A 13,821-nucleotide genomic window follows, 5' to 3' on the forward strand; every position below is an offset into this window, starting at 1 on the left:
ATATACAAAGAAGCCCGCATAAGCGGGCTTCTTTGTATATGGCCCGCCCGAGAGGATTCGAACCTCTGACCTTCGCCTCCGGAGGGCGACGCTCTATCCAGCTGAGCTACGGGCGGTTTTGGCTATCTGCGCCAATGGGAGGCGGATTATACAGAAGGGTGGGGGCGGGTGAAAGGACTTATGGCGCTTCTACGCAGGCTTTGGCAGGGGGCGGCACAGTGCTTATAATGCGCGGCGTGGAAGTTTGCGGCAGTAAATCGATAGTCTACGGGCCAACTCACTTCGGCCCTTTGGGGGAATAGCATGAAGAGCATTTTGGGTATTGTGGCGGCACTGGCCGTCAGTGCGGCTGCGGCAGTAGCCCAGTCTGTTGACCAGGAAATTGAACAGCGTATCGCTCCGGCGGGTGAGACCTGTATGAAGGGCGAGGAGTGTGCGGCGGCAGTAGCGGCTGCTCCGGAAGCTGCCAGTGGCGGCGCCCGTAGTGGCGAAGATATCTACAACAAGAGCTGTACTACCTGTCACGCGGCGGGTATAGCGGGCGCGCCTAAGTTTGGTGATGCCGCTGCCTGGGCACCGCGTATTGCCAAGGGCATGGACACTCTTTACACCAATGCCATCAATGGCATCAATGCCATGCCGCCCAAGGGCCTGTGTATGGATTGTAGCGATGACGAAGTGAAGGCTGCGGTTGATTATATGGTGGATAACAGTAAGTAAGCTGTGTACTCGCTATAGATAAGGCCGCATATTAAGCGGCCTTTTTTGTTTCTCTCCTAAGCAAAACTCACCTTCCTCTAATCGGCTTTTTCTTTCGGTCATTTCCAGCTAATACCTGGATCGTCAAATAAGCTTATCGAATGTCGTATAAAGCCAAATGACATAACTTGTCTTAAATGACTATAAGAGAATTCAGTGTTAGATAAGCTGCAACAGTAACTGTAATAAACCGTAATTAGGCATTTAATCCCTACTAACGTAATAACTCTGTATTATCCGCGCCTGCCTGTAAGTTAGATGTATACAACAACTCAAGGAAATTGAGCATGAAGTTGGGGAAGCTTCTTTCATTTATCATTATTTCATCTTTTTTGGCTGCTTGTGGGGGAGGCGGCGGCAGTGGTAGCGGTGATGCCGGTGGGGGTAGTGATGGCGAGGAAGCCAAACAAAATACTCCTAAAGAGACTAGTACCAATGTAAAACCGGTTGCGAATGCAGGTAAGGATATAACTGCAATCGCTGGTGAAACTATCCTATTGGATGGTACCGATTCTTCAGATAGTGATGGTGAAATTGTCTCTTATACTTGGGAGCAGATTTCTGGGGCAAAAAATATAGATGTCGTTAGTAGAGGCGATGGAAAAGCTGAATTTATTGTAGACAAATTTTATATCGGTGAAGAGGAGTATGTATTTCAACTTAAAGTGGTAGATGATAAAAATGGAACTGATATTGATTCTGTTACAGTTAATTTTTTAGCTGTTGAAGTTGCACCCGAGGCAAATGCGGGAGAAGACAGCGTTGTTTTTTTCGATAGAAAAATTTATTTAACTGCAAGTGCCTCAAAAGACTTAAATGAGGATATTGTATCCTATTCTTGGAGTCAACTAGATGGTCCTGAAGTAAGTATTGAAGATCAAGATCAAGAAGTCGCTTACTTTATCGCCCCGGATTATGAATCTGAAATTAAATTAGAGCTGAGTATAACAGATGCTAATGGAAATAAATCTATAGATTCAGTTAGTTATAGTGTTGAGAACCCATTTCATTTAGATTTTCCTCCTGTAGAGAGGTCTATTTTTAGTGGCGATAATCTTAGTTTAAAAGGCAGAATTCACCCAGCTTTAATTGATAACTCTACATTAAGGGTAGCTATTGGTGATGATGAAGTATTAGCTTTCAGAGCAGGTTTGGATTCTTGGAAAGCAACTGTTCCATTCTTGTGGCGTGAATATGGGAATCAACTATTGAGATTTGAGTTGTCCACAACTACAAATGATACAGCAGAATCATTTGTGATAGAGAAGCGCATTGATCATCGGCCAATATTGCATGATTTTAGGTTGGCACACTACTATGGGGATAAAGTTTTTGCACTTTCCAATAGTGTTAACAAGGGGATAAGCTTATTTGAGGTAGATCTTTTCTCGAAAGAAATCGTAGTGGTTTTAAATGATGAAGATTTTGTGGGCCAAGTTGATACAATCTCATACGATAAAAAAACAAATGGTTTGTTATTTATAGATGTTTCTGAAAATTCTATAAAGAGAATAGACCTTTCTTCAAAAAAGATTAGTGTTATTAGTGGTGGGGCTGTTGGTGAAGGAATTTCTTTTGAGGGTTTATATAGATCAAGCATCCAAGTTTCCCCCACTTCTGAGTTTATTCATGTATTTGATTATTCATTGCAGGCGTTAATAGAAGTTGATGTGCTATCTGGCTTTAGAAGAGTGATCTCCCAATCAGGATCTGTTGGTGGTGGTGTTGATTTCGAGAATTCTAGATTGTCAGTTACAGATTTTGAATCTGGTTTTGCTTATATTTATGATGATCGTGGGCCAGATAAAATACTACAAGTTGAGTTGGAGACTGGCAATAGGTCAGTAATTTCTAGCAATATGGTTGGTTCTGGCCCTTTGGTTGATTTGGCTAGCTCAATTTGGCTGGATGGTACCAATGGAAAATTAGTAATTGCTGGTAAGATTTTAGGAGAGGAAGGGGATTTCATTGTCGAGGTGGATGTAGAAACAGGAAATAGAACTGCTCTTTCAATGTCGTCGAATGACCAAGAGCTTGTTAATCCTGTTGATCTTTTTAAGATAGGCGGTGGCCGTAATTATATTGTTTCTGATAGTAGTGGATACGATTCTTTGGATGCAATATTCTCTGTGGATTCTATAACCGGCGAACGCAACCAGCTATTTCGAGATGAACTTGGACTCGGTGAAATACCAAGAGGTTTAACGGGAGTAACTCTTGATCAGGGAAGTAATGTAGCATATATGGCCGATTCTGTTCTTGGTAAGATTTATGTTGCAGACTTAGAGAGTGGTGATCGATATACTATTTTTGATAATGAGCCTTCGAGTGAGTCACATTCAAATAGTTTAACTAAATTAGCTTATGATGAAGTTGAAGATCAATTATTAATATGGTCTTTTAGTGATGAAAAAATCAAAAAATTAGATATAAGCAGCTTATCCATAGAGGATTTTCTGACCAGCGAAAACGCGTCAGTTATATCTGATATATCCTCTATGCAGGTTGATAGTGCTAATAGGACTCTATATTTCTCACGGTATAATGATGGTAATATTTACAAAATTGATCTTGAGTCAAAAGAAGCTTCAGTGGTGTCTGGGCAGGGTGTAGGGCAAGGTATTGCGATGAGCACTATTGTTGCGATCTCATTTGATTCGATTAGAAATAAAATAATTGTTTCTGATGATCCCTTGGGTATTGAAGCAGCGTTGCTTGAAGTTGATATTGAGTCTGGTGATAGGTCTGTTATTTTTGATGAAGAAGATATATATACATCGTACAGAGGCTGGTTTAAATATCTCTCTAAGGTTTCTGAAAATGGAATAATTTTCGCTGCGAACAATAGTGGGGTTTACCGTCTAAATATAAAAGAAAGGGACTGGAAGATGGTCTCAAGTAACTCAATGGGTGATGGATCAGGTTATTTTTCTATTGATGGAATTGAATTAGATGAAAAGAAGGATATTCTCTATTTGGTTAATGGGCGTAATAAAACATTGATGGCAGTAGATCCCGATAGTGGTGATCGAGTAGCAATATCTAGATAATTTAAGGTAGAGGTGCCTTAAAGAGGCACCTCAATCAAACATACTCAACAAAGACCCCAGAGTTTCCTCCCCCTTCGCCTGATTCTGCTCCGGTGTCGCCTTGCCAAATCCCTCTAGCAACACATCCTCTTCCGGCAGCTCGTCAATAAAACGGCTGGGTGTGGTGTCCTGAGTTTCGCCAAACTGTTTGCGCTTGCCCGCCAAAGTCATGGTGAGGGTGCGCTGGGCGCGGGTAATGCCTACGTAAGTGAGGCGGCGCTCCTCTTCGATGTTGTCGTCTTCAATACTGTTGCGGTGGGGAAGTAAGTTCTCTTCCATACCGATCATAAATACGTGGGGGAATTCAAGGCCCTTGGCGGCGTGTAGGGTCATCAGGCTGACCTTGTCGGTAGCTTCCTCTTCTTCCTGGCGCTCCAGCATATCCCGCAGGATCAGTTTGGAGATGGCCTGTTCCAGGCGAATATCCTGCTCCAGCTCATCGTCGGTACCCTCCATAATCTTGTTGAGGCTCTCCAGAAGCCAGAACACATTTTCCATGCGCTTCTCGGCCACCTTCTCGCTGCTGGCGTTTTGCGAGAGCCAGCCGGCGTAGTCGATATCTTCCAGCATTTCACGCAAGGCGCCATTGGCGGTGGTATCGCGACAGTTGCGCTGTACCCCTTCGAGCCATAGGGCGAAGCGATTCAGGCGCTCGTAGCCCTGCTCGTTGATATGCTCCTTAAAGCCGAATTCCGAGCAGGCTTTGAACATAGAGATCTCGCGGCCCTTGGCGTAGTTGCCCAGGGCCTCCAGGCTGCTGGTACCTATTTGGCGGCGCGGGGTATTGATAATGCGCAGGAATGCGTTGTCATCATCCGGATTTACCAACAGGCGCAGGTAGGCCATCACGTCCTTGATTTCGGCGCGGGCGAAGAAGGAAGTACCGCCGGACATCTGGTAGGGAACCTGGTGTTCCTGCAATTTCATTTCGATCAGGCGCGCCTGGTGGTTGCCGCGATAGAGCACGGCAAAATCCATAAACTTGCAGCCGCGACGGCTCTTTTGCAGGAAGATCTCGTTGGCGACCCGCTCCGCTTCCTCGTTTTCATTGGCCACCTTGAGCACGCGGATCTCCTCACCCAGACCGCGATCGGACCACAATGCTTTGTCGAACTCGTGGGGGTTGTGGGCGATCAGGTGGTTGGCCACTTTGAGGATGCGGCTGGTGGAGCGATAGTTCTGCTCCAGTTTGATTAGGCGAAGGTTGGGGAAGTCGGTCTTCAGCGCACTCATATTCTCCGGGCGCGCGCCGCGCCAGGCGTAGATAGACTGATCATCGTCTCCCACCACTGTGAGGCCGCCGCGCCCGCCCACCAGCAGCTTCACCAGCAGGTACTGGGAGTTGTTGGTGTCCTGATATTCGTCCACCAGCAGGTAGCGAATCTTTTTGCGCCAGCGTTGCAGCAACTCTGGATCTTTGTCGAACAACTGTACCGGCAGCAGGATCAGGTCGTCGAAGTCGACGGCATTGTAGGCCTTGAGGGCTTCACAGTAGCGATCGTAGGCGATAGCGATGGCCTGCTCACCGGGGCTCTGTGCTTGCTCCAGGGCACGGCGCGGGGTGAGCATATCGTTCTTCCAGTTGGAGATCTGGTTTTGTACCCGATCCAACAGGTCTGTATCCAGGTCGCCATCCCTGAGCATCAGCTCCTTGATCAGGGCGCGGGCGTCTTCCGCATCGAAGATGGAGAAACCGGGCTTAAAGCCGGCGGCGCGGTATTCCTTACGCAGGATATTCAGCCCAAGGTTGTGAAAGGTGGATACGGTGAGACCGTGACTCGCTTTTGAGCGCTTGCCATCCGGGCCCGCCAGCAGTTTGCTGACCCGCTCTTTCATCTCCCGTGCCGCCTTGTTGGTGAAGGTGAGAGCGGCGATATTGCGCGCGGCGTAGCCACACTGCTCGATCAGGTAGGCGATCTTGCGGGTGATTACGCTGGTCTTGCCGGAGCCGGCACCGGCCAGTACCAGGCAGGGGCCATCGACATACTTCACGGCTTCGGATTGGCGGGGGTTGAGCTGGGTCATAGATAGAGTTGTATCTTCGCGTGACGAGAAAATGGTGGATTCTAACAGCCTTAGCCCGGATCCACCCGGCATGAGTGCGAATGCCTGGACAGGTTTCTCCTTTGCCCTAGGAGTTGGCTATAGCAGGGTCCTGCGCACTAAATCTATTGCTCAATAGAATAATTCATCACAGCCTTTTATTAAGAAGACTAAGTTAACTAATGGGTATGCTTTAATAGAGAAAATACAGATATCTTTCAGTAAGTGGCAGGATTGAGGTAAATCGATTTTATTCTGTTTAGAGTGCCCTATAAAAAACTAATTATTGAATATTATTGATCTATCTTACTCTTTGTAGCTTTGAGACGCAGAGTCTATTCTACTTCGAATACCAACTTAAAAGTTTGGTTCGGATTCGCCTATTTGATTATTTGAACGATATAAAGTTAGGTCTTTTATACTTCCTTGGTCAGCACTATGTGATTAAATTAATAATTTATTTAAATGACTGAGCGGACTCGAGGCCACTTTATTTGTTGTATAGGTATTTCGCAATACAGCTACGGTATCTTTTTGATTTTTACTGAGTTTTAGCAGCCCTAATCACTCCATAAGGAGAGGGCTTTGCTACCCCGAGTTGAGGGGCTTGTAGTGCTATGTTGTTATATCGGCTAACTATTTTTGTTTTATATTCTGGTGCCTCATGAAAAATCTCCATGGAATTGGATTGGTATTTATTGCCTCGTCTGCATTGTTTGGGTTTAACTCTTGCTCGGATTCGGATTTTTCGAGCGGATATAGGCCTTCGCCCTTGCCTGAATTGTTGTGTAGGAAATATCCAAAAAGAATATATAAAAAATTAATTTCAAATCATAATGGTGAGGTTGAAAATCCTATTGTAGAGCAGTTTAGCGCTAGCTGGAATTCCAGTCTAAATACTCATACCGTCGAAGCAATAGATGATAGCTTTATTTATGTTGATACATATGATTCCCCCAGAAGTTTTATATTGAATCATAAAGATTTCTTCCCTGTTAATTACTTAAAGTCACACCATCTTGACTTGATTGGTGGCGTCGGGGCAGATGTTGTTAATACATTTGATGATGAAGTTATAAGCTTAACAAATATTTATGTAATTGATCATTATTCTGCGGAACATGTGTATCATTGGGAAGAACATGATGAGCAGGGTAGACCTATAAAGGGGGTTTATTCTTATATTGATGATGGCCATGTTTTATGTGAAAAACTATCAATTGAATTTGTCTACAAGGAAGATGATAGAGCTTTTGAAGAGATCTATAAGGTTGTGGAGGATACGATAATCTATAGTGACTATTCAGGTTTTTCGGGATGTGGTGATAGGGTTTTTAAAGAGTATTACGATGATTTTGGCAGTGTGTATTTAATCGAGCGTACATATAGTGATTCTGGAAATTACTTCATGTATGAATATGAATATAAATATGAAAAGGTGGCTTCTGTTTGTGAAGTTAAACAAGAATAGGTCTTTCGGCTTTACAGATAAGAAATTGATAATTTTTTATTTGAAATATAAGAAGTTCGTTGCCTTAAACATTTAGGCTTGGAAATACTTTAAAATTCAGACTCAATGGGTAAAGGAAATTCAGGCTACTAAGTAGTATATTTTTCTTCCAAGCTATTTTTAAGCAATATGGGTGTCGACCTTTTCAGTTTGTACTAACAGGGGGCTCCACTAGTTTGGCTTATAATCCCCTTTGATAGCAAAAACCTTTAGCTACAGTGTACTTTGCCAATGGGATTAGCTATAACTGCACCTTTTCCCTGCCTGTGTAACCCCATGCAACAACCCATCGCCGGCTACCATCTGGATGAAGAGGATCACTGGGTGGCGGAGCTCGCCTGTGGCCACTTTCAACATGTACGCCACAATCCCCCTTGGACCAACCGACCCTGGGTGATTACTGAACAAGGGCGCGAGTCCATGCTGGGATTCCAGCTCAATTGCAAGAAATGCGATGAGGGCGCACCGCCCGATACGCTCGAAGAGGTTGTAGAGCCATGACAAAACTCTGGGTTGATGCCGACGCTTGTCCGGTCGCTATCAAGGAAATCCTGTTTCGCGCCGCTGAGCGCACAGCCACAGAACTGACGTTGGTGGCCAACCAAGCGGTACGGGTGCCGCCGTCACGCTATATCCGCTCCGTGCAAGTGACAGCCGGTTTTGATGTGGCGGATAACGAGATAGTGCAGCGCTGCGAGGCAGGGGACCTGATTATTACTAGCGATATCCCACTGGCCGCAGAGGTGATCGACAAGGGTGCTGAAGCCCTTAATCCCCGTGGGGAGCGCTATACCAAAGCCAATATCCGCGCGCGTCTAAATATGCGGGACTTTATGGATACCCTGCGCTCCAGCGGCGTGCATACCGGCGGACCACCGGCCCTTAGCCAGGCGGACCGCAAAGCTTTTGCCGATCAGTTAGATCGATGGCTGGCAAAGAGTCGCAAGTAACTTTAAGGAGAATTGCCGTGGAGAATTTGAGGCTGAAGCCAATGGAAGAGTGGCAATTCCCAACATTGATGTCTTGGCTACCTGATAGGGAGCAGTGCCAACAGTGGGGTGGTCCTGATTTCAGGTTTCCGTTCGAGCGGAGGTCCTTCTTGGAGGATTGCCGTTGGCCGGAGTTACCCAGCTACGCACTTCAGGACAGCAGCGGTGATGTGCTGGCTTTTGGGCAGTATTACCAACACCTGGGCCGCTGCCATCTGAGCCGCTTAATTGTCTCTCCTAATCATCGCGGAGCCGGATTAGGGTGTGCTCTGGTAACACAGCTTGCACAAACAGGAACTAGAGCCCTGGATGCAATCGAGTGCTCTTTATTTGTCCTGCGTACTAATCTAGCGGCACGGACTCTCTACCAGAAATTGGGTTTTGAGGAAGCGGCTTATCCAGGGCAGCAAAAATGGCTGGATCAGTGCGATTTTATGGTCGCACCGTCTGTAGATTTTCAGTAGAAACAAAATATTGAATAGCGCGAATATTTCATGCCTGAATTAATACAACCCACGACCGAACGCTTACAGCTGCGCCAGTGGCGAGCGGAAGATAAGCCTGTATTCGCGGAAATGAATGCCGACCCAAGGGTGATGGAGTTTTTCCCCTCATTGCTGACGCGACAGCAGAGTGATGCCGGTGTGGATCGCAGTATTGCACATATTGAGAAGTACGGCTGGGGCTTTTGGGCCTTGGAGTTGAGAGAGACCAAAGAGTTTCTCGGATTCGTTGGTATGAAAAATGTGACTGAAGATTTGCCCTTCACACCGGCGGTAGAGATTGGCTGGCGTTTAGCCTTCCCTTATTGGGGAAAAGGCTACGCCAGTGAAGCCGCACAAGCCTCTTTGGATGTAGCTTTCAATACCCTGAATCTCAGAGAGGTCGTTTCTTTTACACCGTTACAGAACATTCGCTCCCAGCGGGTGATGGAGCGGCTGGGTATGCGGCGGGATTCTCTTGTCTTTGAACATCCGCAGGTTCCAACCGAAAGCCCTTTGTTAAAACATTGTTTATATCGTATCAATGCTGATGAATGGTCTAGAGGGCATCCAATCAAATAATTTATCTACTCTGGGTGCTCTTTTGCTGAAAAAGAGGCCGCTGATTAGTTTCGTATTCATTTGCGGCCTCAAGATCCTCCCTGCGCAGCTTACTATGTGACTCACACTCTGTATTGCGACATCTTGAAAGGCTTATACATTCCTGCGAAGCCGCGCCTTATCGAGAACTATTCTGAAAGCCAGGGGTATCATGAATATTTAGTGATTCCCTGGTAAATTTTCCCACAATCAGATGTTTCTTAGGGTGTGTATGTTCTGCTGGAAAGAAATACATACACCTATAGAACGGTTTGCATTTCTTTTAGTCCATTTGATGCTGTATGAAGGCAGAAAAAGTTCGCCAAATTTAAGTTAATCATTTTTTAGTTGACTGGACTTTCATTACTTCAAAATGGTCCTAAGGGTATAGGTGTTACCAGGAATTTTCTCAGCGCGTAGCTACCCAGACAATGGCCAGATTGATTCAGACTGATTCAAAGCGATTAGTCCTTCGCCAATGGCGAGAAGAGGATCGTGGTGATTTTGCTCATTTAAATGCAGATACTCGGGTTATGCGGTTCTTTCCCAGCACTCTGAACAGAACTAAAAGTAATAAGCTACTAAATACCCTTAAGGAACATATCGATGAATACGGGTGGGGGTACTGGGCGGTGGAATTGAAAGAGAATGGACAATTTATTGGTTTCGCTGGTATTAAACATGCTTCGGCGGAGTTGCCTTTCTCTCCAAGTGTGGTACTTGGTTGTCGCTTCATCAGGGATTTCTGGGGGCGGGGGTATGCCAGTGAAGCGGCCAAGGCTGTCTTTGCAGTAGCATTCGAACAATTAAATCTTACTGAGGTAGTGGGGTGTACCGCATTACAAAATCTTCCTTCACAAAGAATGATGCATGGCCTGGGTATGAGTCGTGACGCCTCAATCTTTGATCATCCACTGGTACCGGAAAACAGCCCCCTGCGGCCTCACTGTTTGTATCGGCTCTCGTTTGATACCTGGTGGGAGCAGATAGGCGGAAATCCTATTAAGCGGTTTAAATTAAAATTATAAATAGTCTTTAAGCTATTCAGTGGAACCTATTTAATGGACTTGCGTCATAAACAGCACTCTCAATAAACATAAGAAATAAAAGCAAATGGAGGTGTTTTATGATGAATCTGTTTCGTTTAAAGGCAATAAAAGCTGTCCTTATAAATATTCTGCTGTTATTCAGTTTGCCAATGGCTCATGCGGAGTTCATAAAAAATACGAGTAAACGTCCGGATACCTCAACTCTTTACTGGTCTCTAGAATTTCCTGCCCACAGCGAGTCTCACGGCTTGTTACTGATCGCTCAGGGCTCAGGTTGTCTTCCTGCCATTAAGAATAAGACAGTACAACAAGTTAAGAAGATTGCCCCAAAATTTGCCGTGCTATTGGTAGAGAAATACGGGGTTACCCATGCGGATGGCCCCAATGACCAATTTAAAGATTGCTCACAGGCTTATGTGACAAACCATACCGTTGAGCAGCGCACCCGGGATGTTGTGCAAATAGTCGAAGAGTTAAAGGGAGCTGACTGGTGGAATGGCAAGCTGGTTTTTTTTGGTGGCTCAGAGGGCGGTGATGTTGTTGCCCGTTTGGCCCCCAAATTAAATCCAGATGCGGCTGTAGTTTTCTCTAGTGGCCTCGGGCAATCTTTTGCAGAGGTACTTAAGTCCTTGGTTCCTCCTCATGTAGCGACAGAAGTCGATGCCAAACTCGCTTACGCCCGGACGAACCCTGAAAGTGTAGAAGTCTGGGGGGGGAATTCTATGCGCTGGTGGGCCGATGTTGTAGATCGGGTACCAGTCAATGACTTATTAGATAGTCATGTCCCTGTCTTATTGATTCAGGGTACAGAAGATAAGTCCTCTCCCGTCAGCTCCGGCCGTGCAGCGCGTGATGCTTATACAAATGCGGGGCGATGTGAATTAACTTATTGGGAGTATCCCGGTTACGATCACTATATGACAGATACCGATGGTGTGAATCACCGAAGAGAGGTTTTTGAACGAGTTGCTGGATGGATAGAAAATACCTTACTTAATGGAGCACCCAGATGTATATCCGGTGTAAAGAAAATTGAGAGCAATTGATGAATATAAGAACCAAGCTAGCCGCGATAGTAATGACAGTTTACTCCAGCACTACAATGGCTGAAAATTTCTCCGTATTGCCGCAACTGGAAAACTACAAAGTGCCAGAATCCTGGCGCCAGCCAGTAGCGCCTCTTAAAATAGCAGATAGTACGTGGCAAATAGGTACAGAGGGAATTACCTCACTGTTATTAAAAGGCAAAGAGGGGTCGATTCTAATTGACGGTGGCATGGAGCAGACGGCTGAGCATTTATTGGAGAATATGCGCAGGATGGGAGTCGCCCCCTCGGATCTCAAGCTAATCTTGCACAGTCAGGCCCATGCAGACCACGTAGGTTCCTTAGCTGAGTTAAAACGCGTGACTGGTGCACAGGTAGTAACCAATGCCGAGTCGGCAGTGCTGATGGCTCGCGGTGGTGCCAATGATATTCACTTTGCCGACGAACTTTTATATCCGCCAATAAAAGCAGATCGTATTCTGCATGATGGTGAGCAAGTGGTTCTGGGAAATTTACGTTTACGTGTACATTTTATCCCAGGCCACACACCAGGCAGTATGGCCTGGACCTGGGAAGATGCAGTTGATGGTAAAGCTACAGACATCGCTTATGTGGATAGCCTTACAGCGCCGGGTTATCAACTGATTGATAATAGCCGCTACCCCAATATCGTAGAGGACTTCCGCACAAGCTTCGCCCGTGTGCGCGATTTACCTTGTGATTTACTCATTACGCCTCACCCGGCTGCAAGTGGGTGGGTATTCCAGGATACTATTACCAGAAAAGTAAGAGTGGGCTGTAAAGGATATTCCGATGCAGCTTCGGAAAAATTTGAACAACAACTACGTAAATAGTTAGAAGTAATGATTTTTTTGTTGTAAATAATATGAGTTATTTAAAATAAATTAATTCGAGTTGTTCTCATATGAATAGAGTTAGCAGTTAATAATGTTTAAAGCAAAATCATTTGAAGGTGTTTCAGTAAATTTTATTGGTCGTTTTTTATATGGGGTGTTTTTAATTATTTTTTCTCAGAAAGCTTTTTGTGAAACTACATATGCCGTGGTGGGAGGTAAGTGGTTTGATGGGACGGATTTTAAGGAAGCTACTTGGTTTGTTGACGAGAATGGCTCTTTGACTAAGACCAAACCACAAAAAGTTGATTATACCTTTGATGCCAGTGGAAAGTATGTAGTGCCGCCTTATGCTGAAGGACATAATCACAATCTACAAAACCCTTGGGGTATCAAGAATTTTGGGCCTCTGCAGATCAAATCTGGAGTTTTTTATAGCGTGCAGATGTGCAGCTTTGGTGAGAAAATTAAGGCGCAGTTCAGTAGTTTAGATACCATGGATGTTTTGTATGCGTCAGATTGCATGACTGCTTCGGATGGTCACCCGATTGCTTTTTATTTTAAGGATCGATCAAACCCCACTGAGAAAGAGATTCAGGATGGTAGAAGTAGCTTGCTAATCGTTGACAGTTTGTCAGATCTTGACCGAGTTTGGCCTGGAATTATAAAGAAATCGCCAAGATTTCTCAAAATTGTTCTCGTTGGCAGTGAGAATTTCGAAGAGCGCCACGGAGATAAGAAGTATCTTGGCGTTAATGGCCTAAATCCGAAATTGGTGCCGGTTATTGTCGAGCGTGCTCACCAATCTGGAATTCCAGTGGTAGCCCATGTAGATACAGCCCACGATGCTATGGTAGCGATAAAAGCCGGTGTCGATGTCTTGGGTCATTTGCCCGGATATAGAATTGCCAGAAACGAAGGCTTCGATATTCAGGACTATGTTTTGAGCGATACTGCTATAGCTTTAGCTGCTGAGCAGGGTACAAAGTTGATTGCAACAGCTAGTGTGCCCACTGGACACAAATACTCAGAAGGTGAATTGAGTGAGATACAGAAGATTCAGAGAGATAATCTTACCCGTTTACGTAATGCTGGCGTATCTTTATTAATGGGGAGTGATAATTTTTCCGGTACGGTACTTCGTGAAATGCGCTACTTGGACTCTCTAGATATTGCACCGAGAGAAGTATTACTTAAATCCTTGACCATGGATACTCCGAAGTGGATGTTTCCGGAGCGAAATTTAGGCACCTTTGCCGAAGGTGCTGAGGGTAGCTTCTTAGTGTTGGAGGGCAATCCTCTAGAGGATTTAGGTTTTCTCGATAAGATTTACATTGGCGTGAAGCAGGGGAAAATGTTAGTCAATGATTCCAATTAATGATAGGTAATAAATTTTATTC

Annotated in this window: 12 protein-coding genes and 1 tRNA gene; 11 read left to right on the forward strand and 2 right to left on the reverse strand. The window is 45.2% G+C overall.

Annotation, left to right across the window (positions count from 1 at the left end):
* Nucleotides 1-39 precede the first annotated feature (39 nt).
* Nucleotides 40-116, reverse strand: a tRNA-Arg gene (locus ACJJI0_RS16240).
* 187 nt (nt 117-303) lie between these two features.
* Here ACJJI0_RS16240 and ACJJI0_RS16245 point away from each other — a divergent pair.
* Nucleotides 304-720 (forward strand): c-type cytochrome, encoded by a 417-nt coding sequence (locus ACJJI0_RS16245; RefSeq protein WP_252084131.1) that lies wholly within the window; start codon nt 304-306, stop codon nt 718-720.
* Between the two features lie 326 nt (nt 721-1,046).
* Nucleotides 1,047-3,809, forward strand: coding sequence for a PKD domain-containing protein (locus ACJJI0_RS16250; RefSeq protein ID WP_444883399.1), 2,763 nt, complete (start codon nt 1,047-1,049; stop codon nt 3,807-3,809).
* Between the two features lie 30 nt (nt 3,810-3,839).
* On the opposite strand, the gene rep is transcribed toward ACJJI0_RS16250, so the two are convergent.
* Nucleotides 3,840-5,873, reverse strand: a complete 2,034-nt coding sequence (gene rep, locus ACJJI0_RS16255) for a DNA helicase Rep (RefSeq protein ID WP_444883400.1) — start codon at nt 5,871-5,873, stop codon at nt 3,840-3,842.
* 790 nt (nt 5,874-6,663) lie between these two features.
* Between rep and ACJJI0_RS16260 the strand changes: the two genes are divergently transcribed.
* From ACJJI0_RS16260 to ACJJI0_RS16300, 9 genes are all read left to right on the forward strand, one after another.
* Nucleotides 6,664-7,362 carry a hypothetical protein gene (locus ACJJI0_RS16260; RefSeq protein WP_444883401.1) on the forward strand — a complete coding sequence of 233 codons (699 nt, stop codon included), beginning with the start codon at nt 6,664-6,666 and terminating at the stop codon, nt 7,360-7,362.
* 270 nt (nt 7,363-7,632) lie between these two features.
* Nucleotides 7,633-7,902, forward strand: a complete 270-nt coding sequence (locus ACJJI0_RS16265; protein ID WP_444883402.1) for a DUF3565 domain-containing protein — start codon at nt 7,633-7,635, stop codon at nt 7,900-7,902.
* The gene (locus tag ACJJI0_RS16270; RefSeq protein WP_152450565.1) at nt 7,899-8,351 is read left to right on the forward strand and encodes a YaiI/YqxD family protein; all 453 of its coding nucleotides are present in this window, start codon (nt 7,899-7,901) and stop codon (nt 8,349-8,351) included. The genes ACJJI0_RS16265 and ACJJI0_RS16270 overlap by 4 nt, the downstream gene beginning before the upstream one ends.
* 17 nt (nt 8,352-8,368) lie before the next feature.
* Nucleotides 8,369-8,854, forward strand: coding sequence for a GNAT family N-acetyltransferase (locus tag ACJJI0_RS16275; RefSeq protein ID WP_444883403.1), 486 nt, complete (start codon nt 8,369-8,371; stop codon nt 8,852-8,854).
* Between the two features lie 30 nt (nt 8,855-8,884).
* Nucleotides 8,885-9,454 (forward strand): GNAT family N-acetyltransferase, encoded by a 570-nt coding sequence (locus ACJJI0_RS16280; protein ID WP_444883404.1) that lies wholly within the window; start codon nt 8,885-8,887, stop codon nt 9,452-9,454.
* A 449-nt stretch (nt 9,455-9,903) separates the two neighbouring features.
* Nucleotides 9,904-10,500, forward strand: a complete 597-nt coding sequence (locus tag ACJJI0_RS16285) for a GNAT family N-acetyltransferase (RefSeq protein ID WP_444883405.1) — start codon at nt 9,904-9,906, stop codon at nt 10,498-10,500.
* 98 nt (nt 10,501-10,598) lie between these two features.
* A complete protein-coding gene (locus tag ACJJI0_RS16290; protein ID WP_444883406.1) occupies nt 10,599-11,567 on the forward strand; it encodes an alpha/beta hydrolase family protein in 969 nt (322 codons plus the stop codon).
* A 5-nt stretch (nt 11,568-11,572) separates the two neighbouring features.
* Entirely contained in the window at nt 11,573-12,421 is an 849-nt protein-coding gene (gene bla / locus ACJJI0_RS16295; RefSeq protein WP_444885942.1) for a subclass B3 metallo-beta-lactamase, read from the forward strand.
* Nucleotides 12,422-12,515: 94 nt separating this feature from the next.
* Complete coding sequence (locus tag ACJJI0_RS16300) at nt 12,516-13,799, forward strand: amidohydrolase family protein (protein ID WP_444883407.1); 1,284 nt, start codon at nt 12,516-12,518, stop codon at nt 13,797-13,799.
* Nucleotides 13,800-13,821 lie beyond the last annotated feature (22 nt).

This window comes from Microbulbifer mixtoriginis (SeqCode), from assembly GCF_052466695.1.

What these genes read in the sequence shown, in the direction of transcription:
- ACJJI0_RS16280 (WP_444883404.1), top strand. Translation starts at nt 8,885, where the DNA reads ATGCCTGAATTAATACAACCCACGACCGAACGCTTACAGCTGCGCCAG.
- ACJJI0_RS16285 (WP_444883405.1), top strand. Translation starts at nt 9,904, where the DNA reads ATGGCCAGATTGATTCAGACTGATTCAAAGCGATTAGTCCTTCGCCAA.
- ACJJI0_RS16300 (WP_444883407.1), top strand. Translation starts at nt 12,516, where the DNA reads ATGTTTAAAGCAAAATCATTTGAAGGTGTTTCAGTAAATTTTATTGGT.
- ACJJI0_RS16270 (WP_152450565.1), top strand. Translation starts at nt 7,899, where the DNA reads ATGACAAAACTCTGGGTTGATGCCGACGCTTGTCCGGTCGCTATCAAG.
- ACJJI0_RS16250 (WP_444883399.1), top strand. Translation starts at nt 1,047, where the DNA reads ATGAAGTTGGGGAAGCTTCTTTCATTTATCATTATTTCATCTTTTTTG.
- ACJJI0_RS16290 (WP_444883406.1), top strand. Translation starts at nt 10,599, where the DNA reads ATGATGAATCTGTTTCGTTTAAAGGCAATAAAAGCTGTCCTTATAAAT.
- ACJJI0_RS16245 (WP_252084131.1), top strand. Translation starts at nt 304, where the DNA reads ATGAAGAGCATTTTGGGTATTGTGGCGGCACTGGCCGTCAGTGCGGCT.
- rep (WP_444883400.1), bottom strand. Translation starts at nt 5,873, where the DNA reads ATGACCCAGCTCAACCCCCGCCAATCCGAAGCCGTGAAGTATGTCGAT.
- ACJJI0_RS16265 (WP_444883402.1), top strand. Translation starts at nt 7,633, where the DNA reads ATGGGATTAGCTATAACTGCACCTTTTCCCTGCCTGTGTAACCCCATG.